The 23,981-nt window shown below is 63.9% G+C and carries 32 protein-coding genes and 1 tRNA gene; 11 read left to right on the top strand and 22 right to left on the bottom strand.

The window, feature by feature from the left end; translation table 11 throughout:
• Position 1: 1 nt before the first annotated feature.
• Positions 2-985, top strand: a complete 984-nt coding sequence (locus AC5V87_RS20480) for a TRAP transporter substrate-binding protein (protein WP_456838545.1) — start codon at positions 2-4, stop codon at positions 983-985.
• A gap of 85 nt (positions 986-1,070) precedes the next feature.
• A complete protein-coding gene (locus tag AC5V87_RS20475; protein ID WP_495367588.1) occupies positions 1,071-1,997 on the top strand; it encodes a dihydrodipicolinate synthase family protein in 927 nt (308 codons plus the stop codon).
• A gap of 122 nt (positions 1,998-2,119) precedes the next feature.
• Here AC5V87_RS20475 and AC5V87_RS20470 read toward each other — a convergent pair whose 3' ends face one another.
• The 4 genes from AC5V87_RS20470 to AC5V87_RS20455 all read right to left on the bottom strand — a co-directional run bounded on the left by AC5V87_RS20470 (position 2,120) and on the right by AC5V87_RS20455 (position 7,858).
• Entirely contained in the window at positions 2,120-3,031 is a 912-nt protein-coding gene (locus AC5V87_RS20470) for a hydroxymethylglutaryl-CoA lyase (RefSeq protein ID WP_495367587.1), read from the bottom strand.
• Between the two features lies 1 nt (position 3,032).
• On the bottom strand, positions 3,033-5,048 hold the full coding sequence (locus AC5V87_RS20465) for an acetyl/propionyl/methylcrotonyl-CoA carboxylase subunit alpha (protein WP_456838548.1): 2,016 nt from the start codon (positions 5,046-5,048) through the stop codon (positions 3,033-3,035).
• A gap of 4 nt (positions 5,049-5,052) precedes the next feature.
• Entirely contained in the window at positions 5,053-6,657 is a 1,605-nt protein-coding gene (locus AC5V87_RS20460; protein WP_495367586.1) for a carboxyl transferase domain-containing protein, read from the bottom strand.
• 73 nt (positions 6,658-6,730) lie between these two features.
• The gene (locus AC5V87_RS20455; RefSeq protein WP_456843341.1) at positions 6,731-7,858 is read right to left on the bottom strand and encodes an isovaleryl-CoA dehydrogenase; all 1,128 of its coding nucleotides are present in this window, start codon (positions 7,856-7,858) and stop codon (positions 6,731-6,733) included.
• A 158-nt stretch (positions 7,859-8,016) separates the two neighbouring features.
• Between AC5V87_RS20455 and AC5V87_RS20450 the strand changes: the two genes are divergently transcribed.
• Complete coding sequence (locus tag AC5V87_RS20450; RefSeq protein WP_456838550.1) at positions 8,017-9,045, top strand: AraC family transcriptional regulator; 1,029 nt, start codon at positions 8,017-8,019, stop codon at positions 9,043-9,045.
• Positions 9,046-9,144: 99 nt separating this feature from the next.
• Here the strand turns inward: AC5V87_RS20450 and AC5V87_RS20445 are convergent, their stop codons facing one another.
• The 3 genes from AC5V87_RS20445 to AC5V87_RS20435 all read right to left on the bottom strand — a co-directional run bounded on the left by AC5V87_RS20445 (position 9,145) and on the right by AC5V87_RS20435 (position 10,741).
• The gene (locus tag AC5V87_RS20445; RefSeq protein WP_456838551.1) at positions 9,145-9,444 is read right to left on the bottom strand and encodes a DUF3551 domain-containing protein; all 300 of its coding nucleotides are present in this window, start codon (positions 9,442-9,444) and stop codon (positions 9,145-9,147) included.
• A 238-nt stretch (positions 9,445-9,682) separates the two neighbouring features.
• Positions 9,683-10,174: an Lrp/AsnC family transcriptional regulator gene (locus AC5V87_RS20440; protein WP_456838552.1), complete on the bottom strand. Its 492-nt coding sequence runs from the start codon at positions 10,172-10,174 to the stop codon at positions 9,683-9,685.
• A gap of 261 nt (positions 10,175-10,435) precedes the next feature.
• Positions 10,436-10,741 carry an ETC complex I subunit gene (locus tag AC5V87_RS20435; RefSeq protein ID WP_456838553.1) on the bottom strand — a complete coding sequence of 102 codons (306 nt, stop codon included), beginning with the start codon at positions 10,739-10,741 and terminating at the stop codon, positions 10,436-10,438.
• Positions 10,742-10,998: 257 nt separating this feature from the next.
• On the opposite strand from AC5V87_RS20435, the gene AC5V87_RS20430 reads away from it, so the two are divergent.
• Positions 10,999-12,180 carry an OpgC domain-containing protein gene (locus tag AC5V87_RS20430; protein WP_456838554.1) on the top strand — a complete coding sequence of 394 codons (1,182 nt, stop codon included), beginning with the start codon at positions 10,999-11,001 and terminating at the stop codon, positions 12,178-12,180.
• Positions 12,181-12,222: 42 nt separating this feature from the next.
• Here the strand turns inward: AC5V87_RS20430 and AC5V87_RS20425 are convergent, their stop codons facing one another.
• From AC5V87_RS20425 to AC5V87_RS20400, 6 genes are all read right to left on the bottom strand, one after another.
• Positions 12,223-12,417 (bottom strand): hypothetical protein, encoded by a 195-nt coding sequence (locus AC5V87_RS20425; protein ID WP_495367585.1) that lies wholly within the window; start codon positions 12,415-12,417, stop codon positions 12,223-12,225.
• 154 nt (positions 12,418-12,571) lie between these two features.
• Positions 12,572-12,958 carry a hypothetical protein gene (locus AC5V87_RS20420; protein ID WP_495367584.1) on the bottom strand — a complete coding sequence of 129 codons (387 nt, stop codon included), beginning with the start codon at positions 12,956-12,958 and terminating at the stop codon, positions 12,572-12,574.
• 207 nt (positions 12,959-13,165) lie between these two features.
• Positions 13,166-13,242: transfer RNA gene (locus AC5V87_RS20415), tRNA-Pro, on the bottom strand.
• A 96-nt stretch (positions 13,243-13,338) separates the two neighbouring features.
• Positions 13,339-13,824, bottom strand: a complete 486-nt coding sequence (locus AC5V87_RS20410; RefSeq protein ID WP_495367583.1) for a DUF192 domain-containing protein — start codon at positions 13,822-13,824, stop codon at positions 13,339-13,341.
• Between the two features lie 190 nt (positions 13,825-14,014).
• A complete protein-coding gene (locus tag AC5V87_RS20405; RefSeq protein WP_027557961.1) occupies positions 14,015-14,650 on the bottom strand; it encodes a cold-shock protein in 636 nt (211 codons plus the stop codon).
• A 200-nt stretch (positions 14,651-14,850) separates the two neighbouring features.
• Complete coding sequence (locus tag AC5V87_RS20400; protein WP_495367582.1) at positions 14,851-15,612, bottom strand: SIR2 family NAD-dependent protein deacylase; 762 nt, start codon at positions 15,610-15,612, stop codon at positions 14,851-14,853.
• Positions 15,613-15,869: 257 nt separating this feature from the next.
• Here AC5V87_RS20400 and AC5V87_RS20395 point away from each other — a divergent pair, with 257 nt between their 5' ends.
• Together AC5V87_RS20395 and ltrA are read left to right on the top strand one after the other, a co-directional pair.
• Positions 15,870-16,034 (top strand): hypothetical protein, encoded by a 165-nt coding sequence (locus AC5V87_RS20395; protein WP_456838558.1) that lies wholly within the window; start codon positions 15,870-15,872, stop codon positions 16,032-16,034.
• Positions 16,035-16,524: 490 nt separating this feature from the next.
• Positions 16,525-17,904 carry a group II intron reverse transcriptase/maturase gene (ltrA, locus tag AC5V87_RS20390; protein ID WP_456837647.1) on the top strand — a complete coding sequence of 460 codons (1,380 nt, stop codon included), beginning with the start codon at positions 16,525-16,527 and terminating at the stop codon, positions 17,902-17,904.
• An 89-nt stretch (positions 17,905-17,993) separates the two neighbouring features.
• Here ltrA and AC5V87_RS20385 read toward each other — a convergent pair whose 3' ends face one another.
• Positions 17,994-18,284, bottom strand: coding sequence for a hypothetical protein (locus AC5V87_RS20385; protein ID WP_495367581.1), 291 nt, complete (start codon positions 18,282-18,284; stop codon positions 17,994-17,996).
• A gap of 284 nt (positions 18,285-18,568) precedes the next feature.
• Here AC5V87_RS20385 and AC5V87_RS20380 point away from each other — a divergent pair, with 284 nt between their 5' ends.
• On the top strand, positions 18,569-18,799 hold the full coding sequence (locus AC5V87_RS20380; RefSeq protein ID WP_456838560.1) for a hypothetical protein: 231 nt from the start codon (positions 18,569-18,571) through the stop codon (positions 18,797-18,799).
• Positions 18,800-18,867: 68 nt separating this feature from the next.
• A complete protein-coding gene (locus tag AC5V87_RS20375) occupies positions 18,868-18,993 on the top strand; it encodes a hypothetical protein (protein ID WP_283079348.1) in 126 nt (41 codons plus the stop codon).
• On the opposite strand, the gene AC5V87_RS20370 is transcribed toward AC5V87_RS20375, so the two are convergent.
• Together AC5V87_RS20370 and AC5V87_RS20365 are read right to left on the bottom strand one after the other, a co-directional pair.
• Positions 18,990-19,187, bottom strand: coding sequence for a hypothetical protein (locus AC5V87_RS20370; RefSeq protein ID WP_456838561.1), 198 nt, complete (start codon positions 19,185-19,187; stop codon positions 18,990-18,992). The genes AC5V87_RS20375 and AC5V87_RS20370 overlap by 4 nt on opposite strands.
• A gap of 151 nt (positions 19,188-19,338) precedes the next feature.
• Positions 19,339-19,671: a GrlR family regulatory protein gene (locus AC5V87_RS20365; RefSeq protein ID WP_495367580.1), complete on the bottom strand. Its 333-nt coding sequence runs from the start codon at positions 19,669-19,671 to the stop codon at positions 19,339-19,341.
• Between the two features lie 587 nt (positions 19,672-20,258).
• On the opposite strand from AC5V87_RS20365, the gene AC5V87_RS20360 reads away from it, so the two are divergent.
• Positions 20,259-20,528 (top strand): hypothetical protein, encoded by a 270-nt coding sequence (locus AC5V87_RS20360; protein ID WP_456838563.1) that lies wholly within the window; start codon positions 20,259-20,261, stop codon positions 20,526-20,528.
• Between the two features lie 26 nt (positions 20,529-20,554).
• Here AC5V87_RS20360 and AC5V87_RS20355 read toward each other — a convergent pair whose 3' ends face one another.
• The 4 genes from AC5V87_RS20355 to AC5V87_RS20340 form a co-directional block, all read right to left on the bottom strand.
• Positions 20,555-20,692: a hypothetical protein gene (locus AC5V87_RS20355; protein WP_456838564.1), complete on the bottom strand. Its 138-nt coding sequence runs from the start codon at positions 20,690-20,692 to the stop codon at positions 20,555-20,557.
• Between the two features lie 134 nt (positions 20,693-20,826).
• A complete protein-coding gene (locus tag AC5V87_RS20350) occupies positions 20,827-21,003 on the bottom strand; it encodes a hypothetical protein (RefSeq protein WP_495367579.1) in 177 nt (58 codons plus the stop codon).
• Positions 21,004-21,136: 133 nt separating this feature from the next.
• Positions 21,137-21,433 carry an HU family DNA-binding protein gene (locus AC5V87_RS20345; RefSeq protein WP_495367578.1) on the bottom strand — a complete coding sequence of 99 codons (297 nt, stop codon included), beginning with the start codon at positions 21,431-21,433 and terminating at the stop codon, positions 21,137-21,139.
• 283 nt (positions 21,434-21,716) lie between these two features.
• Positions 21,717-22,004: a hypothetical protein gene (locus AC5V87_RS20340; RefSeq protein WP_456838566.1), complete on the bottom strand. Its 288-nt coding sequence runs from the start codon at positions 22,002-22,004 to the stop codon at positions 21,717-21,719.
• 187 nt (positions 22,005-22,191) lie between these two features.
• Here AC5V87_RS20340 and AC5V87_RS20335 point away from each other — a divergent pair, with 187 nt between their 5' ends.
• Entirely contained in the window at positions 22,192-22,494 is a 303-nt protein-coding gene (locus AC5V87_RS20335) for a hypothetical protein (protein WP_495367577.1), read from the top strand.
• 57 nt (positions 22,495-22,551) lie between these two features.
• Here AC5V87_RS20335 and AC5V87_RS20330 read toward each other — a convergent pair whose 3' ends face one another.
• Both AC5V87_RS20330 and AC5V87_RS20325 read right to left on the bottom strand, forming a co-directional pair.
• On the bottom strand, positions 22,552-22,887 hold the full coding sequence (locus AC5V87_RS20330) for a GYD domain-containing protein (RefSeq protein WP_456838568.1): 336 nt from the start codon (positions 22,885-22,887) through the stop codon (positions 22,552-22,554).
• A gap of 277 nt (positions 22,888-23,164) precedes the next feature.
• Complete coding sequence (locus tag AC5V87_RS20325) at positions 23,165-23,566, bottom strand: hypothetical protein (protein ID WP_495367576.1); 402 nt, start codon at positions 23,564-23,566, stop codon at positions 23,165-23,167.
• A gap of 165 nt (positions 23,567-23,731) precedes the next feature.
• Between AC5V87_RS20325 and AC5V87_RS20320 the strand changes: the two genes are divergently transcribed.
• The gene (locus AC5V87_RS20320) at positions 23,732-23,902 is read left to right on the top strand and encodes a hypothetical protein (protein WP_456838570.1); all 171 of its coding nucleotides are present in this window, start codon (positions 23,732-23,734) and stop codon (positions 23,900-23,902) included.
• The last annotated feature ends 79 nt before the right edge of the window (positions 23,903-23,981 follow it).

Genomic DNA, 23,981 nt, shown 5'->3' with positions numbered 1-23,981 from the left:
CATGCCGCTTTCACGCCGCCGCTTTCTCGCCGCCAGCGCCGCCGCATCGGTGTTCGCGCCCTCGCTGGCGCTCGCCCAGGCCAAGGAATTCCGCCTCGGCCTGATCACGCCCAACGGCCATTCCTGGAACAAGGCCGCGCTCAAGTTCGGCGATGAGCTGAAGGCCGCGACCAGCGGCCGCCTGACCGTAACCGTGTTCCACTCCGGCCAGCTCGGCAATGAGCCCGCGATGATGCAGCAATTGCAGTCCGGCGCGCTCGACATGGGCTTCATCCAGGCCGCCGAGCTCGGCTCGCGCGTGCCGCACATCGCCGCGATCAACGCGCCCTACATCGTCCGCTCGACGCCGGCGGTGGCGAAATTCGTGCGGCACCCCGCGGCCGTCAAGCTGTTCGAGGTGCTGCCGCAGGAGACCGGCACGATCGGCCTCGGCTGGGGCATCACCGGCATGCGCGCGGTTTTCTCCTCCAAGGACCTGAATTCGCTCGCCGACATCAAGGGCATGAAGCTGCGCATCAACCCGACGCCGGTCTATCGCGACTTCTATTCCTCGCTCGGCGCAGCGCCGACGCCGATCCCCACCCCGCAGGTGTTCGACGCCATGGCCAACGGCCAGGTCGACGGCCTCGAGGCCGACCTCGAATTCTCCTGGAACCAGCGCTTCGACAAGGTGTCGAAAGTGATCCTGCAGATGAACGCCGTCTTCATGCCGATGGCGGCGGTCGTCTCCGGCCGGGTGTGGCAGTCGCTCTCCGCCGCCGACCGCGAGCTGATCACCAAGACGATCAAGACGACGCTGGACGCTCAGATCGACGAGCTCGCCGGCAACGAGCCGGCGCTGATCGAGAATTTCAAGAACGCGCCGATCCCGATCCGCCAGGTCCCCACCGGCGACACCGAGGCCGTCATCGCCGAGTTCGACAAGATCTGGCTGCCCAAGGCACCCGTGCTCGCCGAGCTGCGCAAGGTCGGCGCCACGCTCTGATCCCATCCGCCATCCTTTTCGCCACAGCCGGCGGTCCCAGCCCCCGCCGGCATTACACTTGTCAGAACTCACTTGGAGTGAACTCATGAGCCGCCGCGTATCCTGGGAAGGCGTCTTCCCGGCCGTCACCACGCAATTCCACGACGATCTCTCGCTCGATATCGATGCGACCGCCAAGGTGATGGACGGACTGATCCGCGACGGCGTCTCCGGCCTCATCGTCTGCGGCTCGGTCGGCGAGAACACCTCGCTCGAGCGCAAGGAGAAGGTCGCGATCATGGAAGCGGCGAAGTCTGTGGCGGCCGGCCGCGTGCCCGTGCTGTGCGGCATCGCCGAATTCACCACGGCGTTCGCGGTCGAGACCGCAAAGGAAGCCGCGCGCGTCGGCATCGACGGCGTGATGGTGATGCCGGCGCTGGTCTACTCGTCCAAGCCGCATGAGACCGCCGCGCATTTTCGCGCCGTCGCCAGCGCGACCGACCTGCCGGTGATGCTCTACAACAATCCGCCGATCTACAAGAACGACGTCACTCCCGACATCCTCGCCTCGCTTGCCGACGTCGAGACCGTGGTCTGCTTCAAGGATTCCTCGGGTGACACGCGCCGTTTCATCGACACCAGGAACATGGTCGGCGACCGCTTCGTGCTGTTCGCAGGCCTTGACGACGTCATCGTTGAGAGCGTCGCCATGGGCGCCGTGGGCTGGGTCTCCGGCATGTCGAACGCCTTCCCGCGCGAGGGCGAGACGCTGTTCCGCCTCGCTAGGGCCGGCCGCTTGGCCGAGGCCATGCCGCTCTATGAATGGTTCATGCCGCTGCTGCACCTCGATGCCCGCCCGGACCTCGTCCAGTGCATCAAGCTGTGCGAGCACATCATGGGCCGCGGCACCGCACTGACCCGCCCGCCGCGCCTCGCCCTGCTGCCGCAGGAGAGGGCCGAGATCGAGGCCATGATGGTCAAGGCGCTGAAGAACCGGCCGCGCCTTCCGGATGTCGGACTGAAGGCGGCCTGACGCGTCTCCGTCGTCATTGCGAGTTTCGTAGGGTGGGCAAAGCGCAAGCGTGCCCACCATCTGCCGAATGATTGCGGAAACATGGTGGGCAGGGCTTCGCGCCTTTGCCCACCCTACGGCACCTATGAACTGGCCCGCTTCTTCTTCGCGTTCAGCGCGGACGCCACGCGGCTCGCGGGCGGCTTGCCGAGCACGCCGCTCATCGCATTCGTCGCCGCAAGCAGCTTCTCCATGTCGACACCGGTCCTGACGCCCATGCCCTCGAGCATGTAGACCACATCCTCCGTTGCGACATTGCCGGTCGCGCCGGGGGCGTAGGGACAGCCGCCGAGGCCGCCGGCGGCGGCGTCGATGACGCGGACGCCCTCCTCCAGGCCGGCATAGAGATTGGCCAGCGCCTGGCCATAGGTGTCGTGGAAATGCATCGCGAGTTTTGCGCGCGGGATGTTGGCGGCGACCGCGCGCAGCATCTCCTTGGCCTTGGCTGGCGTGCCGACACCGATGGTGTCGCCGAGCGAGATCTCGTAGCAGCCGAGATCCCACAGCGTCTTGGCGAGATCGGCCACCGCCTTCGGCTTGATCTCGCCGTCGAATGGACAGCCGAGCACGCAGGAGATATAGCCGCGCACGGGCACAGCATCGGCCTTGGCGCGCGCCAGCACCGGCCTGAAGCGCTCGATGGATTCGGCGACGGTGCAATTGATGTTGGCGCGGGAGAAGCCTTCGGAGGCCGCAGCGAACACGGAGACGACCTTGGCGCCGGCGGCGCGGGCGGCGTCATAGCCCTTTTCGTTCGGCACCAACACGTGGAACTCGGCGCCTTTGATGTGGGCAACACCCCGCAGCACGGCATCGGAGCTTGCCATCTGCGGGACCGCCTTGGGCGAGACGAAGGCACCGACCTCGACCGTATCGAGGCCGGCCGCAACCAGCGCCTCGATGAAGGCGATGCGCGCCTCGACGCTGACCGGCGTCTTCTCGTTCTGGAGGCCGTCGCGCGGCCCCATTTCGATGATGCGGACGGGATCGCTCATGTCATTCCCCTGAAGGTTCGACCACGGCGAGCTCGATGCCTTCCTGCACGATGTCGCCGACCTTGCACTTGATCGACTTCAGCACGCCGGCATAGGGCGAACGCAGCGTCTGCTCCATCTTCATCACTTCAAGGGTCAGGATCGGCGCTCCCTTATCGAGCTTGGCGCCCTCCTCGGCCAGCACGGCGACGACCGTGCCCGGCAAGGGCGCTGCGATCTTGTCTTCGCCGGTCTGCTCTTCGCTCTCGCCGCCGAACGGGTCGACCCAGTGCAGGTCGAAGCGGCCATTGCGCGTGCGCAAGTAAAGCTCATGGCCGTCGATCACGGCGGCGACGGAGGATTTGACGCCGTCCAGCGTCAGATCGAAGCCGCCATCTTTTGGCGTGATCGCAAATGAAAGCTCGCGCTCGCCGATCACCAGGGTGGACGGTCCGCTCCCATAGTTCAGAACGATCTTCTGTTCGGGTCCATGACCAACACCATGCCCGACGCGGAACGCAAAGCTGCGCTGGCGGCGGCCGACCGGCTGCCAGCCAAAGGTCTGCCAAGGGGAATTCGCCTCGGCCTGCGCGGTCTGCCGCTCGTCATTGACGATCGCGGCGACCGCAGCGCAGAGCTCGAGCTCGCCGTGCGAGGACGCTGCAGTCGTCAGCACCGCCAGCTCGCGCTCGATGAAGCCCGTGTCGATCGCATTGGTCCGCACCTTCGGGTGCGTCATCAGCGCCGACAGGAATGGGATGTTGGTGACGATGCCGCGGACGTCGGACTCTTCCAGCCCACGGTTCAGCCGCTCGATCGCGACATCCCGCGTCGGCGCCCATGCGATCATCTTGGCGAGCATGGCGTCATAGTACGGCGAGACGCTGTCACCTTCACGATAGCCGGCATCAATGCGCAGGCCGCCGGTCTCGGCCGGCAGGCGCCAGGTCGAGATCTTTCCGACCGAGGGCATGAAATTCTTGGTCGGGTTCTCGGCGTAGACGCGCGCCTCGACCGCATGGCCGTTGAGCTTGATCTCGTCCTGCTTGAGCGGCAGCGCCTCGCCGAAGGCGACACGCAGCTGCCATTCGACGAGATCGACGCCCGTGATCAGCTCGGTCACGGGATGCTCGACCTGCAGGCGCGTGTTCATCTCGATGAAGAACACGTCCTTGCCGTCGGAAACGAACTCGATCGTGCCGGCGCCGACATAGTTCACCGCGCCTGCCGCTTTTCGCGCCGCGGCGCAGACTGTTTCGCGCTGCGCGGCGTTGAGCGTCGGCGACGGCGCTTCCTCGATCACCTTCTGGTGCCGGCGCTGCAAGGTGCATTCGCGCTCGAACAGCGACAAGAGATTGCCGTGGCTGTCGCCGATGATCTGCACCTCGATATGCCGGGGATTGTCGACATATTTCTCGATCAGCATGCGGTCGTCGCCGAACGCAGCCAGGGCCTCGCGCTTGGCGCTGACGATCGCCGGCGCAAGCTCGGCCGCCGAGCGCACGATGCGCATGCCGCGGCCCCCGCCGCCGGCTGACGCCTTCACCAGGATCGGGAAGCCGATCTTGTCTGCGGCCTTCGCCAGCGTCGCATCGTCCTGGGCCTCGCCATGATAGCCGGGCACCAGCGGCACGCCCGCCCTCTCCATCAGCGCTTTCGAGCCTGATTTCGAGCCCATCGCCGTCATCATCTCGGCGGTCGGGCCGACGAAGACGAGGCCTGCGTCGTAGCAAGCCTGCGCGAATTCGGCATTTTCCGACAGGAAGCCGTAGCCGGGATGCACGGCCTCGGCGCCGGTCTTCTTGGCGGCCTCGATCAGCCGCTCGACGTTGAGATAGCTGTCGCGGGCACGCGCCGGCCCGAGCAGCACGGCCTCATCCGCGAGCGCGACATGCATGGCGTCGCGGTCGGCCTCGGAATAGACCGCGACGGTGCGCAGACCCATCGCGCGCGCGGTGCGGATGACGCGGCAGGCGATCTCGCCGCGGTTGGCGATCAGGACGTTGCGAAAACGCCGGTAGAGTCTCGTACGGTCCATCACATCACATCCTGAACAGGCCGAATTTCGTCGGCTCGATCGGCGCATTCGACGCCGCCGAGAGGCCAAGGCCGAGCACGAGGCGGGTGTCGGCCGGGTCGATCACGCCGTCGTCCCAGAGACGCGCGGTCGCGTAATAGGGATGCCCCTGGTGCTCGTATTGCGCGCGGATGGGCTCGCGGAATTTGTCTTCCTCTTCCCTAGACCAGCTATCGCCCTTCGCCTCGATATTGTCGCGGCGGACCTGGCTCAGCACCATCGAGGCCTGCTCGCCGCCCATCACCGAGATGCGCGCATTCGGCCACATCCAGAGGAAGCGCGGCGAGTAGGCACGGCCGCACATGCCGTAATTGCCGGCGCCGTAGGAGCCGCCGATCACCACGGTGAATTTCGGCACCGAGGCGGTCGCAACCGCCGTCACCAGCTTGGCGCCGTCGCGCGCGATGCCGCCGGCCTCGTATTTCTTGCCGACCATGAAGCCGGTGATGTTCTGCAGGAACACCAGGGGAATGCCGCGCTGGCAGCACAGCTCGATGAAATGCGCGCCCTTCAGCGAGCTCTCGCTGAAGAGAATGCCGTTGTTGGCGATGATGCCGACCGGAAAACCCCAGATATGGGCGAAGCCGCACACCAGCGTCGTGCCATAGAGCTTCTTGAACTCGTCGAACTCGGAGCCGTCGACGATGCGGGCGATGATGTCGCGGACGTCGAACGGCTTGCGGCCATCGACCGGCACCACGCCGTAGATCTCCTCCGCCGCGAACAGCGGATCGCGCGGCTTCTGCATGTTGAGGTTCGGCCGCACCGACGGCTTCAGCGTGGCGACGATGCGCCGTGCAATGCCGATCGCGTGCGCATCGTTCTGGGCGTAGTGATCGGTCACGCCCGACTGGCGCGAATGCACGTCGGCGCCGCCGAGCTCTTCGGCACTCACGACCTCGCCGGTCGCGGCCTTCACCAGCGGCGGGCCGCCGAGGAAGATGGTGCCCTGATTGCGGACGATGATGCTCTCGTCCGACATCGCCGGCACATAGGCGCCACCGGCGGTGCAGGAGCCCATCACGATCGCGATCTGCGGGATTCCTTGCGACGACATCTGCGCCTGGTTGTAGAAGATGCGGCCGAAGTGCCGCTCGTCCGGGAAGATCTCGTCCTGCAGCGGCAGGAAGGCGCCCCCGGAATCGACCATGTAGACGCAAGGAAGATTGTTCTGCCGCGCGATGTCCTGCGCGCGCAGATGCTTCTTCACGGTCATCGGGTAGTAGGTGCCGCCCTTGATGGTGGCATCATTGGCAACGATCACGCATTCCCGCCCCGAGATGCGTCCTACCCCCGTGACGACGCTCGCCGAGTGCACGTCGCCGCCATAGAGGCCGTAGGCCGCGAGCGGCGACAGCTCCAGGAACGAGGTGCCGGGATCGACCAGCAGGTCGACGCGCTCGCGCGCCAGCATCTTGCCGCGCGCGGTGTGGCGGTTGCGCGAAGCCTCGCCGCCGCCGCCGGCAACCTGGCTCAGTTTTTCGCGCAAATCCGCAACGAGCGCGCGCATGGCGTCGGAGTTGCGCGCAAAATCGGACGAAGACGTATCGATGCTGGAATGGAGCGGCATGGGGTCCCGCGGTTCTGGTGACGTGGTGAGAGAGGCCGCGGGCAACGCGTCGCGACCATTGCATGGGGAAGGTTCAGGCGGTCTCGGACATCAATTCGCGGCCGATCAGCATGCGGCGCACTTCCGACGTCCCTGCGCCGATCTCGTACAGCTTGGCGTCGCGCCAGAGCCGGCCGACCGGAAACTCGGATGTATAGCCGACGCCGCCGAGCGCCTGGATCGCCTCGCCGGCCATCCACGTCGCCTTCTCCGCGGAATAGAGGATCGCCGCGGCCGCGTCCTTGCGCAGCGTCCGAGCGTGATTGGCGCGGTCGCAGGCCTTTCCCACCGCATAGACATAGGCGCGCGTGGCCTGCCAGGTCGAATACATGTCGGCGAGCTTGCCCTGCATCAGCTGGAAATCGCCGATCGGCTGGCCGAACTGCTTGCGCTCGTGCATGTAGGGCACCACCGCGTCCATGCACGCCGCCATGATGCCGAGCGGGCCGCCCGAGAGCACCGCACGCTCGTAGTCGAGACCCGACATCAGCACCTTGACGCCCTCGCCGACCGCGCCGAGCACGTTCTCCTCGGGCACCTCGCACTCGTCGAAGAACAAGGGATAGGTGTTGGAGCCGCGCATGCCGAGCTTGTCGAGATGTTGGCCGTGGGTGAAGCCCTTGAAACCTTTCTCGATCAGGAAGGCGGTCATGCCGCGCGGGCCGGCCTCCGGATCGGTCTTGGCATAGACCACCAGAACGTCGGCATCGCCGCCATTGGTGATCCACATCTTGGAGCCGTTGAGCACGTAGCGGTCGCCGCGCTTGTCGGCGCGCAGCTTCATCGAGACCACGTCGGAGCCGGCGCCCGGCTCGGACATTGCGAGCGCGCCGACATATTCGCCGGAGATGAGCTTCGGCAGATAACGCTGCCGCTGTGCATCGGTGCCGTTGCGGCGGATCTGGTTGACGCAGAGATTGGAATGCGCGCCATACGACAGGCCCACGGCGGCCGAGCCGCGCGAAATCTCCTCCATAGCGACGATGTGGGCGAGATAGCCCATGTTCGAGCCGCCATATTGCTCCGGCGCGGTCATGCCGAGCAGGCCGAGGTCGCCAAAGCGCTTCCACAGGTCGGCCGGGAACAGATTGGCCTTCTCGACCTCGGCAGCGCGCGGGGCGACCTCCGCTTCCACGAAGGCGCGCACGGTGTCGCGCAGCATGCCGATGTCCTCACCCAGATCGAAGTCGATGCTCGGGATGTTCAAGGCGATTCCTCCGTCTTCTTGCAAAGTTCTTTGCCGGCTCGAACCTACCCCCGGCCGGGCGCCGCTTCGGTCGAAAAGGTTGCATTTTCCGCCAAGTTTGGCGAGGATTTTTCATGCCTTTTCAAGCCGCGACCGCCGCGCCCCGCCGCGCCATGACCCCCGCCGCCTTCGTCCGCGGCGTGGTCGCGGCCTATGGCCGCTACGGGCGGGATCCCGCGGACGCGCTGGCCAAGGGACAGGTCACCGAGGACCTGGTTCGATCCAGCGAGGGGCGGGTGACGGCTGCCCAGTTCGAGGCTCTGGCGGGGCACGCCATGCGCGAGCTCGACGACGAGGCGCTCGGCTGGTTCTCGCGCCGGCTGCCGTGGGGCACCTACGGCATGCTGTGCCGCGCCTCGATCACGGCGCCCAATCTCGAGGTCGCGCTCAAGCGCTGGTGCCGGCATCACCGCCTGCTCACCGAGGACGTGCTGTTCGAGCTCTCGGTCAGTGACGAGACCGCGACCATCGCCATCCACGAGCAGCGCGACCTCGGGCCTTTGCGCGAATTTTGCGTCGTCACCCTGCTCCGCTATGTGCTCGGCTTCTCCTGCTGGGCGATCGATTCCGCGATCGCGCTACGCGCTGCCGAGTTTCCTTACGCCGAGCCCGGTCACGTCTCGGTCTATCCGACCATATTCTGCCGGACCTTGAGCTTCGATGCGGATGGGGCCCGCATCGTCTTCGACAAGCACTATCTGTCGCTGCCGCTGACGCGCAGCGCCGCGGATCTCGACAGCATGCTCAAGGGCGCGCTGCGGCTGACCGTGCTGCCCTACCGGCGCGACCGGCTGCTGGTCGAGCGCGTCCGCCGCGTGCTGCGCCATGCGCGTGGCCGTAGCCTCGGCGCCGAGGATGTTGCCAGCGAGCTCGCGCTTTCAACGCGCACCATGCATCGGCGCCTGCGTGAGGAAGCAACCTCGCTGCGCGATCTCAAGGAGGAAGCCAAATTCGAACTGGCAAAACAGGAACTGATGCGCGGCCGCACCCCGATCAAGCGGATCGCGGAGATCGCGGGCTTCCGCAACGAAAAGAGTTTTTCCCGCGCCTTCCGCACCTGGACCGGCACCTCGCCGCGCGAGTTTCGCAGCCGCTATCGCTGAAGCGCGCACCAGCGCGCGATGTCGCATCGCCGTCATAAATTTACGGCCCCCAAGATCATCTCGGAGGCCGCAAAGTCGAACCGATCCTGACGCTTCGCGTTAGTTCGAATTGGTCTGCGCGCCGGGACGAAGCTTGCCGCGCGACTGCGTCTGCTTCGGCTGGAAGGCCAGCGCATCGTTCGAGGTCTTGGAGCCGCCGCTTTGCGAGCACATGCCGCCAATGCCGCCGGCCGCCTGACGGCAGGCTTCCATCGTCGGATAGCCGCAGCCATGAGCAGCCTGGGCGCCGTTGATGATGCAGTACTCTTCGGCCTGCGCGGCGGGTGCCGCCATCACCAGAAATGCGGACGCAAACAGCGTCGCAGCGGAAGCGACGAACGTCTTCGAGATAGAGGTCATATGTCTTTTCCTAGCTCAGGGTCCCACAAAAGAGTCCCCGGTGCGCCCATGCGCGCCGAGGTTCGCCCCGCGCATCTAAGCCCCTTGCGGCGTCCCGCAATCGCGGCCCCGCGCATTGCAGGACTTCCCAAATCACATGTCACAGTTAGGTGAGTTACTAATGTTTTGTGACATTTTCCGAATCAGATAACGGCTGGGCGGCCTGCCCAATTCGGGATTTGCGATGGGCGGAGCGGCCCTACCCTGCCGTCGCAGCCACGACCTCCTGCACCGGCAGCGGCACGTCCTTGGCGACGCCCAGCACCGGAAAGCTGCGGACGTTCTTCACGTCGGGCATCGCGGCAAAGTGAAGGAGCTGCTGGCGCATGCTCTCGACGCTCGGCGCGACGCATTTGAGCAGATAGTCGGTGTCGCCCGAAATCCGCCAGCACTGCTGGATCCGGGGGATCGCGGCGATCGAGCTCTCGAACGCCTCCAGCACCGGCTGGGCCTGGCTGCCGAGCTGGATCGAGACGAACGAGACCACCTCATAGCCGAGGAGCCGCTCGTCGATGACGGCGCGCACCGCCCGGATCACACCCCGGCTGAACAGCGATTTCAGCCGCCGCAGGCAATTCGGCGCGGAGACGCCGACGCGCAGCGCCAGCTCGTTGTTGCGCACCCGTCCGTCCTGCTGTAGCTCGGAGAGTATTTTCAGATCGACGCCGTCGAGCTGGTCACGCCCGGCCATACCCTACCCTCGTCATGGTCGTGTCATGCGAGGCAGCGAAGCACGCGGCGGAATTGGTGCCAAGGGGGCACCCCATGCACGGCGCGATTGCGTACGAGCGGAATGCCTCTCAGGCCGTCATGGCCGGGCAAAGCCGTCCGAAGGAAGGCGTCGCGTCCGCTCGCCTATGTCCCGGCCATCCACGTTCTCTCGCCGAGCTTCCAAAACGTGGATGCCCGGGACGAGCCCGGGCATGACGGCATCTCAGACGACCATGGCTCTCTAATGCGTCCAGGGCTCGCCGCGGCGGAACGAGAAATTGTCGGCATAGGCGACCGGGCGGCGGATGGAGTCCTGGGGCTCGATCACCTGGTAGGCGATGCCCTTGCGCTCGCAATAGGCCACCGCCTCTTCCTTGGTGTGGAAGCGCAGCGTGATCTGCTGCTTCATGTCGCTGGACGAGGTCCAGCCCATCAGCGGCTCGACCGAGCGCGGCTGCTCCGGCTCGTAGTCCAGCTGCCACTCCTTGGTCTTGGACCGGCCGGATTGCATCGCGTTCTTGGCAGGCTTGAAAATGCGTGCGGTCATGGTCGGTCGGGCCTCTCGGTCTTTTCGTTCGATTTCGATGCGTCACGGTAGCAGTTGGTGGAAACCGCGGGCATAGTATAGAGACACCTTTTGGGAACTGTTCGGTGATTCCAGTCCCTTGGGTGCCCTTCATCGAGGGGTATAGTCATTATGCTGCACCGTGACAATTGCGTACCCGCCCTCCGCCCCGGGATCCCGCCCGGTGCCCCCGCCTCGCCGACCTCAGCGTGTCCGCCCCCCACGAAAGCTCCCGTCGCATGGCCTTCCTGAACGTCAGCGCAACGCTCCCCGATAAAGGCCGCGACCTCAGGCTCGACCTGTTTCGCGGCGTCGCGAACTGGGCGATCTTCCTCGACCACATCCCCGACAATGTCGTGAACTGGATCACGACCCGCAATTACGGCTTTTCCGACGCCGCCGACCTGTTCGTCTTCATCTCCGGCTACACCGCCTCCTTCGTCTATGCGCGGATGATGCTGGAGCGCGGCTTCATCGTCGGCGCCACGCGCCTGACCAAGCGGGTCTGGCAGCTCTACGTCGCCCACATCATCCTGTTCGTGATCTACATCGCCTCGATCAGCTATCTCGCGCTGCGCTTCGGCGATTCCGAGATGATCAACGAGTTCAACGTCGCCGGCCTCGTCGACAACGCCACCGAGACGCTGCGGCAGGGCCTGTTCCTGCGCTTCAAGCCGCTCAATCTCGACGTGCTGCCGCTCTACATCGTGCTGATGGGGCTGTTTCCGCCGGTGCTGTGGTTCATGCTGCGCAAGCCCGACCTGACGATGTCGCTCTCCATCGTCCTGTGGCTGGCCGCGCGTCACTTCGGCTGGAATCTGACCGCCTATCCGGCCGGCCAGTGGTACTTCAACCCCTATTGCTGGCAGGTGCTGTTCGTGTTCGGCGCCTGGTGCGCCATGGGCGGCGCACGGCGCTCGGGCGCGCTGATCAATTCGCAGATCACGCTGTGGCTCTGCCTCGCCTATCTCGCCTTCGCGCTGGTCATGACCATGGCCGGCCGCTTCCCGAGCTTCGGCGGCATGTTTCCGGAATGGCTGTTCTCGGCCTTCAACCCGAACGACAAGACCAACCTCGCGCCCTATCGCTTCATCCACTTCGTCGTGATCGTGATCCTGGTGATCCGGTTCGTGCCGAAGGACTGGCCGGGCCTCGAATGGAAGATCTTCGATCCGGTCATCGTCTGCGGCCAGCAGTCGCTCGCCGTGTTCTGCGTCGGCGTGTTCCTGTCTTTCGTCGGTCATTTCGAGCTGTCGATGAGCTCGGGCTCGCTGTTCGCACAGCTCTTCGTCAGCATCGCCGGCATCGCGATCATGACGACGGTGGCCTACTACATTTCCTGGTCGAAGAAGCAGGACAAGCCACTGAAGCCGCCGCCGCCGGCCAAGCCTGCGGCCGCTTCGCCGGCGAAGGCCGCCTGAGCCCGCAGCAGCGATACTGCGCCTGATGGCGGCGATGCTTCCTCAGGCCGCCTCTTCGCCGCCGAACTCGGTGAACTTCTTGTAGATCCAGTCGCGGCCGTCGTGGCGGCGCCACACCTTGCCGTACACGAGCTGCCCGTTGATCGAGCGGCGCGGCACGATGACGGTCCAGAGGTGCCAGATCTCCGTCCAGTTCGACTGCGAACCGACGGTTCGGACATTGCGATCGAAAGACATGACGTAGAACTCACGCGATACGAGCGATGCGACGAACCGTGATCTTGTGTGAGCACCAATTGGAGGTACCCCGTCGCGAGCCGGGACCGATTTGATAGTGATCGCAAGGTCTACCGCAACAACCGCTCTGTCTTAACCTAACTGGTCAACCTTACTACAGCCGTCCGGACTGGTTGAAAGCCGATGCCGATTTTCCTAGAATGGGTGCACCATTTGAGAATGTGCGTGCCGTGTCGGGCGCCTGATTTTGATCGACGTTGAATTTCCAGCGCGCCGGAATTTTGAAAAGTATTGACGGGACGACCACAATGAATTTGCAATGTGCATGCATGCGCTTGGCAGTGCGCTGGAGGCCGCCCGCTCCGCTGATCCGGATATTCGTCGAGGCGCCGCCGAAGGCCGCCAACGACAACCATCTGGTCTGGCCATTGCTGCCGTTTCCGCTCGGCTGGTACGCCTCGAACTGATCGCGGACCGTGCTTTGAAAAGCGCAACGCCGCGCAAGCGGAGTATCATCGCTTGGCGGCGTCCGTTTAGACATTGGGCGCTGAAATACCCAACACCGATATGTCTATGGCGGCGACCAAAGGTTCGAAGAAGCTTTGGTCATTCGCCGCCGCGCAGGTCGTCGCAACCCACCTGAGATACCGCGCGCTCTCGCGCAGGCGTTCAGGACGCGGGAGACTTCGTGGACGACGCTCTTGGCCGAACCGCCGACGATGTCGACGAGGAGATTCAACGTCGGGACTGGTCGGGGCAGCTGGATTCGAACCAACGACCTGCAGTACCCAAAACTGCCGCGCTACCAGGCTGCGCTATACCCCGAATGTCCGGTGAGCCCCGTCGATACACGCTTCCAAGGGCGCCAGCAAGCTTCCAAACGGGCGCCAGCAAGGCTGGCAAAGCCCGCAATGGGCGGTGTTATTTGCTACCGAACAGCGGGTGACCGACGCGGTCGCCGGGCCGGATGCCATATTTCTGTGCCGTTCCCGCCACCACCTCCAGCACGGCCCGGGCGGGTCCTCCCGACGAGATGATCTTGGTCGACAGCGGCTCGGTATTCTCGGCGATACGCAGGATGCGGCCGTCGGCGCGGATGAAGATCATGTCGAGCGGGACGTAGGTGTTCTTCATCCACATTGACACCTCCTGTTCGGGATTGAAGTCGAACAGCATGCCTTTGCCGTCGGCCAGTTCCTTGCGGTACATCAGGCCGGTCTGCTTCTCCTCCTCGGTCGTCGCCATCTCGACCGAGAACACCTGCACGCCGTTCTTGGTGACGATCTCGAGCGGCTGGAAGCTGGCGGCGTTGGCGGCGGCAAGGCCGGCGATGACGAGGATGGCGGCAAGGCTTTTGGCAAAACGGCTTTTGGCAAAACCCATGGCGAGCCGCATGGGAAAAGTCATGGCAAAAGTCATTGGAATGGCACTCGGATCGGAATGGGACCGGAACAGTCCTTACGCGGCGATCATGACAAAAGCCAGAGGCGCGCCAGTCAGCCGGCGCGCCTCTTGTCACGATTCCGGGAATGATAAGGGCTAAAGCATGATCCGGAAAGCGCGATGACGCTTCATCCAAACTCATCGCGCTCTAGCCTTAGTGCGACTGCAAGCCGGGCGATCCGGTCTCAGGATGGATCTCGGCCGCCATCATGCCCTTGGAGCCGGGCCCGAAGCGGACCAGGACATATTGGCCGGGCCGCAGCTCGGTCATGCCAAAGCGGCGCAGCGTCTCCATGTGCACGAAGATGTCGGGCGTGCCCTCGCCGCAGGTCAGGAAGCCGAAGCCGCGCAGCCGGTTGAACCATTTGACCTGGGCCCGCTCCAGCCCGCTGGTCGGGGTAACCGTGACATGGGTGCGCGGCGGCAGCATCTGCGCCGGATGGATCGCGGTCGATTCGTCCATCGAGACCACGCGGAAGGCCTGGTAGCCCTTGGCGCGCTGCACGCACTCGACGACGATGCGGGCGCCCTCATAGGCGGTCTGGAAGCCGTCGCGCCTGAGCACCGTCACGTGCAGGAGCACGTCGGGCCAGCCATTGTCGGGAACGATGAAGCCGTAGCCCTTTGAGGCGTCGAACCATTTGATGACGCCGTGAACCTCGACGAGGTTGGCGCTGCCCTCCCCTAGTCCAGTGAAGGGACTGAGCGCGCTGTCGCGACCGGCGCCACCGTGCTCGCCCACCGCGGGAACTCCGACCTTCTTGGACTCAAATCCGTCCGACGACCCCATAACCCCGGACCCCACACATGCCCATGCAACCCGCCACATTGGCGGCGTTCGAATCACGCGTCTTAAGAGAATGTTCTCAATTCGACGCGACGCGAATCTTCCGACTCAAAAGATAACACTCCCGGTTGCGAGGCATAGATAAAAAAGAGATTCGCCGGGACCTATGAACAGCTTGCACAGGCGCGAATCAAATTGATGCCTCAATTTCCGACAAAGGGCCCGAGGGTTTCCCCGATATCGTGGTGGATCACGAGGTCGGCGATGTCGTCCTGCTCGGTCGGCTCGCGATTGATGATCACGAGACGCGCGCCGGAGTTCTTCGCCATCATCGGAAAGCCCGCCGCCGGCCACACCACAAGCGAGGAACCGATCGCAATGAAGAGGTCGCAGGACCGCGACAGCTCGGTTGCCCGCTGCATTTCGTCCTCTGGCATCATCTGGCCGAACGAGATCGTCGCGGTCTTCACCGGCTCGCCACATGCGGTGCAATTGGGCGCAGCGCCGTCGTCGTCAAAGCGGCGCTTCACCCAGTCGAGCGGGTAGGCCTGGGAGCATCCGATGCAGCGCGCATAAGTAGTATTTCCGTGAAGTTCAATCACATGATCTGGCGCGAAGCCCGAGGCCTGGTGCAGATTGTCGATGTTCTGGGTGATCACAGCGGGAATCTTGCCGGCGCGGTAGAGCGAGGCGAGCGCGCGGTGGCCACGGCCGGGCCTGGCCGCCGCGAAGACCTGCTCCATCGCAAAGCGCCGGCGCCAGGATTCGTCGCGTGCCTCCTGGCTCGCGACGAACTCGCCGAATTCGATCGGACGGTAGCGGGTCCAGAGCCCGCCCGGCGAGCGGAAGTCGGGGATGCCGCATTCCGTCGAGATGCCCGCGCCTGTGAACGGCACGATGGTCTTGGCTTCGGCGATCATGTCGCCGAGCCGCTCGACGCCGCTGCGAAGATCCGATGCAATCATGAGCGGCCTCCCGAATCCGTTTTGGCTTGGCTGCAACAGGCGCAAGCGACAAGACTGCTGACGCTCTTATCAAGCGCGAACGCGATGCACGCGGCAATTTCTTCCGCCCTTCGCATATCACAATCCTGCAATGCCTCCTCCCCATTGACGCCCCAATCAGAAGTGCCAATGCATGTGTTTACGCGACTCAAGATGATGCGGCGGCAGTGCTTGAGTCCAGCAGTGCACACATACTCAGGTGTCGAGGGGATTTGACAATGACCGAGGACGAACAACGCAAAATCCACGAACGTGAAGAGATTGCCGCCCGTGTCGCCGCCTTCCGTGCCACGCAGGAAAAATTCAAACGCGAGCGTGAAGAGTATTTCGTCTCGACGCTCGACAATGCCCGCAAGGCGGAACGGCCCTCGCTCTGGCCGTAAGCACGCCTGATCATCGCGAAAAAGAAGATCGCGCATGAAAAAAGCCCGGAGCATCGCGCCGGGCTTTTGGTTGTGTGCCGAGTATGAACGACAGCTTGGAGGTGGAAGTCCTCTATCCAGCCTGATGGCGGCGAAGGATTAGCGAAGCGCAAGGGCGTCACCGCGAGGTGGGGTCTGAAGAAAGCGTGGAGCAAAGCCGCGGCCCGATGGACAAACACCGGATAACGAGGCCTACCCGGCCGGACGAGCGAGCAACTGATCGCGAAGTCCAGGGTCATCAAGGGTCGGGGTGGTAAATTCGGCGGGCGCGCGGTGAAGGCGGTCGGTCTTACCTCGGGAGGTCTGCGTTGTGTCCCGGCAACGGGACTGAGGTCGTCGTAAGGCGGCCCGACCGCAGCGCAGAAGTCAGCTGAGGGCATAGTAGGTGGCGTGTGCCGCCGAAGGCCCGAACGGTGGAAGTGGTTAGTAGAGCAACGATCTCGCGCGAGCCATGCGGCAGAAGAATCAGGTCGAACTGAACTTGGGCACCGGAGCAGGCGGTGAAGCCGCAAGCTCCGCCGCCGGAGAGACCGAAGCAAGCGCGGTGAGAGCCAGCCTCGAACGCCCGGCGGTCGCAGGACCGTCGATGGAAGTAGTCGTCGAGCGTGAGAATCTGCAAGCAGCATTGGCGCAAGTGAAGCGCAACAAGGGTGCGGCAGGCGTCGATGGGATGACCGTCGGCGAGCTATCGGCCTATCTGAAGGAGCACTGGCTCACGATCCGCGCCCAGTTGCTTGACGGCACCTATAAGCCACAGCCGGTGCGGCGGGTGGAGATACCGAAGGCGTCGGGCGGCCTGCGGCCGCTCGGCATCCCGACGGTGCTCGACCGCTTCATCCAGCAGGCGGTGATGCAGGTGTTGCAGGCAGATTGGGACGGAACGTTCTCCGAGGCGAGCTTCGGCTTCCGGCCGACCCGCTCGGCGCATCAGGCGGTGGAACGGGCGCAGACCTACATCGCATCCGGTTACGCCGTCGTCGTCGACATCGATCTGGAAAAGTTCTTCGACCGGGTCAACCACGACATCCTGATGGGGCTCATTGCCAAACGGGTCGCTGACAAGCGCCTCCTCAAGCTCATCCGTGGCTTCTTGACTGCGGGTGTGATGGAGGCAGGGCTGGTCAGCCCGACGGAGGAGGGTACGCCGCAAGGCGGACCGCTCTCGCCGCTGTTGTCGAACCTGATGCTGGATGTGCTGGACAAGGAACTGGAGAAACGCGGCCATCGCTTCGTGCGCTACGCCGACGACTGCAATATCTATGTACGCAGTCAGAAGGCGGGCGAGCGGGTGTTGGCCGGCCTCGAACGGTTCCTCGAAAAGCACCTCAAGCTCAAGATCAACAAGGCCAAGAGTGCGGTCGCCAAACCGAGCGTTCGCAAGTTCCTGGGCTTCAGCTTTACCGGCGGAAGTGAACCACCGCGACGGCGCATCGCGCCGCAGGCGCTCGCCCGCTTCAAGGTAAAAGTTCTGGAGCTGACGCGACGCACGTGCGGTCGAAGCCTCGTGCAGATTACCAAGGAGCTGTCAGCCTACCTGATCGGGTGGCGCGGCTACTTCGGCTTCTGCCAAACCCCGTCGGTGTTGCGCGTGCTTGACCGGTGGATCAGGCGGCGGCTGCGCGCCGTCGTCTGGAAGCAATGGAAGTATGGACCCGCTCGCTTCGCCGAGCTGCGACGCCGTGGCGTCGGCCGGGATCTGGCAGCGCAAACTGCCGGCGCCCCGCATGGCCCTTGGCGGCTCGCGAACAGCCCCGCGCTCGCCATTGCTCTGCCAAACAGCTTCTTCGCTTCGCTCGGCTTGGCTTCCGTCACGGGACAGTGGCCTGCATAATCCGCCGAACCGCCGTATACGGACCCGTATGTACGGTGGTGTGGGAGGGGAGGAGTCGCGAGACTCCCCCTATCCCGATTGGTCAGACCCTACCAGTGACGGTAGTAGTAGTGGTGCCGGTAGTACGGTCCACCATAATAGGCGTAAGGGCCAGGGCCGTAATCGTAATAGGCGGGTCCGCCGTAATAGCCGTAGCCCGGTCCATAATAGCCGTACGGATGGGACGCGGCGATGGCGCCCGCGGTGATTGCGCCGGCGGCGAGGCCGAATGCGAGGCCGGGTCCGATGCCGCGGCCACGCGCCTCGGCCGGCGCAGGCGCCGCGATCGCCGTCACGCCGACGGCCGCGACGGTGGCCAGAACTGCCAGTGTCTTCTTCATGCTTCTCCTCCTTCGCGTACTGCGACGATAACGGCCTGCGCCTACGATGGTTGCGCGCAGGGCCGGGAACCGCGGGCTGCAAAAAATCTCTGGCCCGCAGGAACGAAAGCGCGGCGGGCGGATTGAATGCTCAAGTGCGGGAGCCTCCGCCATCCGGGTTGAGGCGACAGCACGAAGACCCCGTCTGCATCCTCCGCGGTGCAGGCGGGGTTTTCAGTTTCACGGGAGCGCATGGCAGCAGACGCAAGCTTCTGCCAGCGGGGCGGAGAATTGAGGAGGAGAGATTGCCGATATCCGCTTTGCTGGCGCGCATCCGAAGGCTTGTTCCCAGGTCCGATGATCAGCATTACGACGAGATCGTCCGCAGCTTCGGGGTCGGTACGCTGCGCCCGCCGCCGGCGCCGATGAGCGACGGTGAGCTGGCGCGTGCCATCGCCGAGTTCCTGAAGGACCAGCCCTCAAGCGAATCGATTGCGACCCTCGGCCGCCGGCTCGACCCCTCCTCTCGGCTCTGACGCAACTATCCCGGGAACATGCGCCAGCGGCGCACGTTGCCTAGCCTCAAGAGAAGAAGAGGCCAGTCATGCCCGCATGGCTCGAAATTCTGCTCAACCTGACCGGCTATGCCGGCTTTGTAGCGCTCGCGACGGCGGGCGTCGGATGCTCCGACGAATCCGCCGAGGATCACATCATTGGCGGCGAGCGTTAATTGGCGTGCGGCGCCTGGCCGGCGGTGCGCACCAGGCGGTCGGCCTTGACCGCCACGCGCGTGTCCTCGGCTTGTGGCCGCACCGAGAAGCTGATCACCACGAAGGCGAGGCAGAACAGCGAGCCGGCGATTGCGACGCGGCGGTAGGTGTGCCGGTCGCCCTGATAAAAGGACGGTCCTGAAAAAGGCGTCATGTCAAAATCCGCTTCTTGGCAAAGTCGTTCTTGTCCTTGCCAGAACACCTACTCTAGGCAGCGGCGCGCGCAACGCGATTGGGCTTTTAACCTAACCAAATAGGGTTATCCCCTTTGGGGCAAGCTTTCGTTAGGAGCTTGCGCGCCCGCTTCAGATCTCGGCGAGCCGCTTCAGCGTCGCGCGAAAGCTCAGGCTGCGGCGGCCGGCGACCAGCACCGTGCCGAACACCTCGGCGTCGTCGTCGCGATACGTCCCGGAAAAGCCGCTCGTGACCTCCTGCCCGCCGAACAGCGGCCGTACGAAGGCGTCGGCGAACGGCGTATGCTGGTTGGTGGCAAGCTCGCCCTTCCAGGTCCCGCTGTTCGAACTGCGCCCGCCGACCTTGTACGAGCCGCGCGACCAGAAGTAAGGCCCGCCGCCGAGCAGCACGCCGTCGCGCAGGATCAGGACGCCGCTGTCGCGGCCCTTCACGCCGTCGAGCATGTGGATGTGGATGGAATAGACCGTTCTTCATCGCCGGCACCCGTCTCCGAACGATAGCCCTGGACATCGCAAGCGTCGAGACGGAAAGCGACGGCGGCTGACGCGGTGCAGCGGCCGGTTTTGTTCCAGCTTCGCTTACATTTCGTTCTCGAAGAACGAATCGGAATCGAAGAAATCAGCGCGGAGCAGATCTTAACAATTCGTTTGCATGCAAACGAGCACGATCCCACCCCGCGCGATTTCGCGATCTCGACGAACATCTCGATGAACCAGCACGCGTCCGTGTCGCGCTCCCTCGCGCATGCAGGGCAATCGCATATGCGGATAATGCTGCAGGTTCGATGTGTCTTGTGAGCAGTCGATCGCTCCACAAACTCGTCATGCCCGGGCATAGCCGTCCGCAAGGACGGCGTCGCTTCGCTCGCCTATGTCCCGGGCATCCACGTCTTGTTCTGCAGAAGTGAAGACGTGGATGGCCGGGACAAGCCCGGCCATGACGATGTGGAAACGGTAGCGCCAAAAATTACGCCGTTTTCATAGGCGATAGCCTGCTCGCGCATGCTCTACGCTGGCATGAGGATGCGAACATGCGAAGCATCACGCTGCTTCGTTCCGAGACACGCGAAACCGGCAGGCACGAGATGTTCTGCATCCGACTCCATTTCGTTCGCAAAGAACGAATCGGAATCGAGAAAATCAGCACGCGGCGATTGCTAACGATCGGTGAAAGCGCACGCCGCCGCGCCGCAATCGGCAGCAATCACTGTCGAAAGAAATTCCAAAACGGCCGCGGTCATCGCGATCGCGGCTCGTCGACGGGGGCGTCAGGCGCGCAACCGATACGAGAGCGCGCCTGACGAATGTCGGTGCGCACCGAGGCGGATCAAGCCGCCCGCTTGCCTTTGCCCTTCTCGGAAAAGCATTCCAGGATCTGGATGCGGATCTCCTCTGCGGCCGGACCTTCGACCTTCCGCAGTTCGTTCCAGAGCCTGATCACTTCGCGCTGTTTTTCGACAGTCATGAGTCACCTCCAAAGAAGATGCCTCACTAGAACAAAATGAGAACAAAAAGTCCAGTCTCCGCGCACGATTTCGGTGGACGTCGCATTGGACGCGCATCGCGCGGACCCATGAAAGCTGGGATTTCAGCGCCCAGTCAATACGGCAGCGCCGCCTGACGAACATACTCCGTCATGGCGGCGCGGTTGCTTTTTGGATTTTCAACCTTAAGTTTGAGATACAGCTGACGGCCAGGCGCTGAAATCCCATCGCGGTCGGCGAGAAGGCCCCGCTGCGAAAGCGCGGGGTTTTTCTTGTGCAGCGCCTTGAGCATGATCCGGACCCCGGAGGACCGCGTTAGCGCAAAGTGCGCAGCGGTTTTCCGAAAAGATCATGCTCAAACGACAACCTGAAGCGCGATGACGATTCGTCCCAATCTCGTCGCGCCTTAGCGCAGCATGGCGGGATCAGACCGCGTCCTTGGCGACCTTCAGCGGCGAGGCCTTCACTGACTTGCTGGCCGGCTTGGCCGCGAACTGCATCGGCTCCTTGGTGAAGGGATTGATGCCCATCCGCGCTTCGGTCGCGGGCTTGTTCACGACCGACATCTTCACGAAGCCGGGAATGACGAACTCGCCGGACTCGTTGAGCTCCTTGTAGCCGACCGTCGCCATGTACTCGATCACAGACTTCACGTCGTTCTTCGAGATCTGCGTGCCTTCTGCAATTGCATCGATCAATTTGGTCTTCGTCATCTTCGCCATGTCTGAATTCCTTCTCTGCGCGCGAGCAAACCCTGATGATTACGCGGTCGAACCCGCGGGTCGCGCGCGCTTCCGATTCATGCCGGTGGTCATGAGGTGACGGGGCTTAGACCCCATCGAGGCCCAAAACGCAAGCTGGGCCTTAGGAAGAGGCCTCGCTTTGCGGCAAAATCTAGGCTTTCGCGAGCACGTCAAAAGCGACCGCATCGCGCCATGACGGCCGCGCGCGCTCCCGCCTCCAGGCCGCACCTGCGATGACCGCGCCGTCAGAGCCGACTAATCGTCATTCATCGTAGCGGTCGCAGCGGGCATCGCCCCGCTTGACGTCGGTGGCGAGCTCGTCGAGCGGAGGGGTGCATCGAAGCAGCGAATATCTGTCGTTGTAAGGTGCCGGCTGACGCCGACATACACTCGCGCCGATCGGGACCTGGATGGCCTGGGTCCCGACCGTGTAGAAGCAATTGTCCGATTTTGGATCAGCCTTTTTCTGGTCAGGCGCTTTCGCAGCGTCCTGCGCCAATGCCGGCGTCAGACCGAGCGCCAGGAACGCAACCACGACAGCTTTTCGCACGGCCGCCCTCCGTTATCTCCGGCAGGAGCATAGCTCAAGTTCGGTGGGCGAGATATTCAATTCGCACGCCGTCCCAGCGACGTGTCACCTCATCGTGAAACTTGTTATTCGATTCAAATTGTTCAGACTTCGGTAACCCAACGGCTCCAAGCTCCGCGTCAGTATCGTTGCGTTGGAGTATCCCACAGTGCTGGATTTTCACGAGTTGCGTGAACTCGCGGCTGATGTTCGCATTTTCGTCGACGTCGCCGAAGACAAGGCCGAAGCGCTCAGAGCCGTCATCGCCGCCTATGACGTGGTGCTGGCGATCTTCCCCACCCGGGAGGGCATGGGCCTGCACGTGATCAAGGGCAAAGAGATCCTGGACCGGATCGCGACATCGCGGACCCACGCGATGTACAGCCACACCGCCATTGCGGTCCCCGACCTCGAGCACGCCGAAGTGCTCAAGCACCTGACCGCTCCGGTCGAGCAGCGGATTGCGGCCTAACCTTTGCAAGGCCGCCGCTCGATGCGACGAACGGCGGCCTCGCCTGTTGTCGGCAGATCAGCCGCCCGGCGGCTTGTAGGACGAGCGCAGCTTGGCCGCGTTCTGCCGCACCTGCTTGATCTCGTCCTGCGTGAACAGCCGCATCAGCTTCACGTTCTGCAATGTGCCCGCCGTGACGGTCAGGCCGGAGATGGCCGGTGCCGCATTCGGATCAGGCACGTCGAAAATCACGAGAACGCCGGGACCGTCGGTCGCGACGCTGTACATCGAGACCAGCTTGCCGCCGGCCGCCTCGATCAGTTTCGCTGCCGCCTCCTGACGATTGGTCGTCGGGTTTTCCAGAATCGCGTTGAGAGCGCGTTGCGTGTATTGCCCCGTGAGACAGAAATGCATGGCTGTCGTCCTTCTGAAATCATGAGAACGCGCATCGTGACGAGCTGATCGTCACGACGGTGGGTCTGAAAAATGATGGAGTCATTGCCCGCCGTGGGCACATGCGCCGCCAGGTACTGACGCGGTTTCGGCACACCGCGTTGGCGGCTCGCTTGCACGCTACATCAGCGGGCGGGCGTGTAAAAGCCGGTTTCGCTCGTCGGCCGGTTGCAACGCGGCACCATCGCACCTTCGCCAGTCGTCTCCGTCTTTGCCGTGGGTCAGGCGAATATGGACATCACGAGGATTGTCTGCGGGTGTGCTCGGCCTCTCCCGCTTGGCGAGCGTTGGGCGCACGGTACGGTGACTGCGACAGCCCCGAGCACACAGCGGCTGGAATTGCGCCAGCAAGCCCGAGCTGCAAGGCCTCGACGACGCTCACGTCGCGCATCAAGAGGCCCGCGCCGCTTGCAAGGACGTAGCCCGAAACAGCCGTCAGAAGCACGCGGGACAAACTAGTCCGCCTGAGTAGCCAGTCCACGAGTGCGATCGCAAGCGCCGGCGTGATGCCGACGAGATATCCTCTTACGATCATGCCGGGCAACATGCCGGCGGTCACCGTGTCGTCGAATGAGAATGCGTCCAGCAACAGCATGGCGATCGCCGGGAACATCAGGACGAAAACAAGAAGCCGCCGCATGGGAACAGGAGCATTTCCAGGATCGCGCTGATCGGGCTTTGAATCATGCGATTGGTCGCGGCCAGCGCCGCCGGGGTTCGCGACGGCCCCTGAATTCATCCGCGGCCAAGAAGGTTTCGCGGACTTTTCGTTAGCAACGCCGCGGCACGTGAGGCGTTGCCGTGCATGACGAGGATTCGCGATAAGATAGCCGGCAAGACCAAACAGGTGATCGCCGAGGTGACGGGCGACGGCAAGCTCGCCGAAGAGGGCAAGGAGCAGGCCAAAAAGCCCGACAACGAACCCGCCAAGCCGCCGGGAAACAAGCCGCTGGGAAACTTGGATCGGCTCACCTGATCGCTGGATCAGTCCTTCTGACGAAACGGGCCGACGCGGCGCTGCCTGGTCGGTCAGATAGGAACCGCGCGGTGCCGCG

The sequence above is a fragment of the Bradyrhizobium sp. SOJA106 genome (assembly GCF_059448745.1).
The sequence above is the reverse complement of the archived record's forward strand: the minus strand, read 5'-3'. Positions and strand labels throughout refer to the sequence as shown.

Bases quoted from the DNA above. Each gene is read 5' to 3' on its own strand.
- AC5V87_RS20480 (WP_456838545.1), top strand. From the start codon at position 2: ATGCCGCTTTCACGCCGCCGCTTTCTCGCCGCCAGCGCCGCCGCATCG.
- AC5V87_RS20475 (WP_495367588.1), top strand. From the start codon at position 1,071: ATGAGCCGCCGCGTATCCTGGGAAGGCGTCTTCCCGGCCGTCACCACG.
- AC5V87_RS20470 (WP_495367587.1), bottom strand. From the start codon at position 3,031: ATGAGCGATCCCGTCCGCATCATCGAAATGGGGCCGCGCGACGGCCTC.
- AC5V87_RS20465 (WP_456838548.1), bottom strand. From the start codon at position 5,048: ATGGACCGTACGAGACTCTACCGGCGTTTTCGCAACGTCCTGATCGCC.
- AC5V87_RS20460 (WP_495367586.1), bottom strand. From the start codon at position 6,657: ATGCCGCTCCATTCCAGCATCGATACGTCTTCGTCCGATTTTGCGCGC.
- AC5V87_RS20455 (WP_456843341.1), bottom strand. From the start codon at position 7,858: ATGCTGCGCGACACCGTGCGCGCCTTCGTGGAAGCGGAGGTCGCCCCG.
- AC5V87_RS20450 (WP_456838550.1), top strand. From the start codon at position 8,017: ATGCCTTTTCAAGCCGCGACCGCCGCGCCCCGCCGCGCCATGACCCCC.
- AC5V87_RS20445 (WP_456838551.1), bottom strand. From the start codon at position 9,444: ATGACCTCTATCTCGAAGACGTTCGTCGCTTCCGCTGCGACGCTGTTT.
- AC5V87_RS20440 (WP_456838552.1), bottom strand. From the start codon at position 10,174: ATGGCCGGGCGTGACCAGCTCGACGGCGTCGATCTGAAAATACTCTCC.
- AC5V87_RS20435 (WP_456838553.1), bottom strand. From the start codon at position 10,741: ATGACCGCACGCATTTTCAAGCCTGCCAAGAACGCGATGCAATCCGGC.
- AC5V87_RS20430 (WP_456838554.1), top strand. From the start codon at position 10,999: ATGGCCTTCCTGAACGTCAGCGCAACGCTCCCCGATAAAGGCCGCGAC.
- AC5V87_RS20425 (WP_495367585.1), bottom strand. From the start codon at position 12,417: ATGTCTTTCGATCGCAATGTCCGAACCGTCGGTTCGCAGTCGAACTGG.
- AC5V87_RS20420 (WP_495367584.1), bottom strand. From the start codon at position 12,958: ATGTCTAAACGGACGCCGCCAAGCGATGATACTCCGCTTGCGCGGCGT.
- AC5V87_RS20410 (WP_495367583.1), bottom strand. From the start codon at position 13,824: ATGACTTTTCCCATGCGGCTCGCCATGGGTTTTGCCAAAAGCCGTTTT.
- AC5V87_RS20405 (WP_027557961.1), bottom strand. From the start codon at position 14,650: ATGGGGTCGTCGGACGGATTTGAGTCCAAGAAGGTCGGAGTTCCCGCG.
- AC5V87_RS20400 (WP_495367582.1), bottom strand. From the start codon at position 15,612: ATGATTGCATCGGATCTTCGCAGCGGCGTCGAGCGGCTCGGCGACATG.
- AC5V87_RS20395 (WP_456838558.1), top strand. From the start codon at position 15,870: ATGACCGAGGACGAACAACGCAAAATCCACGAACGTGAAGAGATTGCC.
- ltrA (WP_456837647.1), top strand. From the start codon at position 16,525: ATGCGGCAGAAGAATCAGGTCGAACTGAACTTGGGCACCGGAGCAGGC.
- AC5V87_RS20385 (WP_495367581.1), bottom strand. From the start codon at position 18,284: ATGAAGAAGACACTGGCAGTTCTGGCCACCGTCGCGGCCGTCGGCGTG.
- AC5V87_RS20375 (WP_283079348.1), top strand. From the start codon at position 18,868: ATGCCCGCATGGCTCGAAATTCTGCTCAACCTGACCGGCTATGCCGGC.
- AC5V87_RS20370 (WP_456838561.1), bottom strand. From the start codon at position 19,187: ATGACGCCTTTTTCAGGACCGTCCTTTTATCAGGGCGACCGGCACACC.
- AC5V87_RS20365 (WP_495367580.1), bottom strand. From the start codon at position 19,671: ATGCTCGACGGCGTGAAGGGCCGCGACAGCGGCGTCCTGATCCTGCGC.
- AC5V87_RS20360 (WP_456838563.1), top strand. From the start codon at position 20,259: ATGCGAAGCATCACGCTGCTTCGTTCCGAGACACGCGAAACCGGCAGG.
- AC5V87_RS20355 (WP_456838564.1), bottom strand. From the start codon at position 20,692: ATGACTGTCGAAAAACAGCGCGAAGTGATCAGGCTCTGGAACGAACTG.
- AC5V87_RS20350 (WP_495367579.1), bottom strand. From the start codon at position 21,003: ATGCTCAAGGCGCTGCACAAGAAAAACCCCGCGCTTTCGCAGCGGGGC.
- AC5V87_RS20345 (WP_495367578.1), bottom strand. From the start codon at position 21,433: ATGGCGAAGATGACGAAGACCAAATTGATCGATGCAATTGCAGAAGGC.
- AC5V87_RS20330 (WP_456838568.1), bottom strand. From the start codon at position 22,887: ATGCATTTCTGTCTCACGGGGCAATACACGCAACGCGCTCTCAACGCG.
- AC5V87_RS20325 (WP_495367576.1), bottom strand. From the start codon at position 23,566: ATGCGGCGGCTTCTTGTTTTCGTCCTGATGTTCCCGGCGATCGCCATG.
- AC5V87_RS20320 (WP_456838570.1), top strand. From the start codon at position 23,732: ATGACGAGGATTCGCGATAAGATAGCCGGCAAGACCAAACAGGTGATC.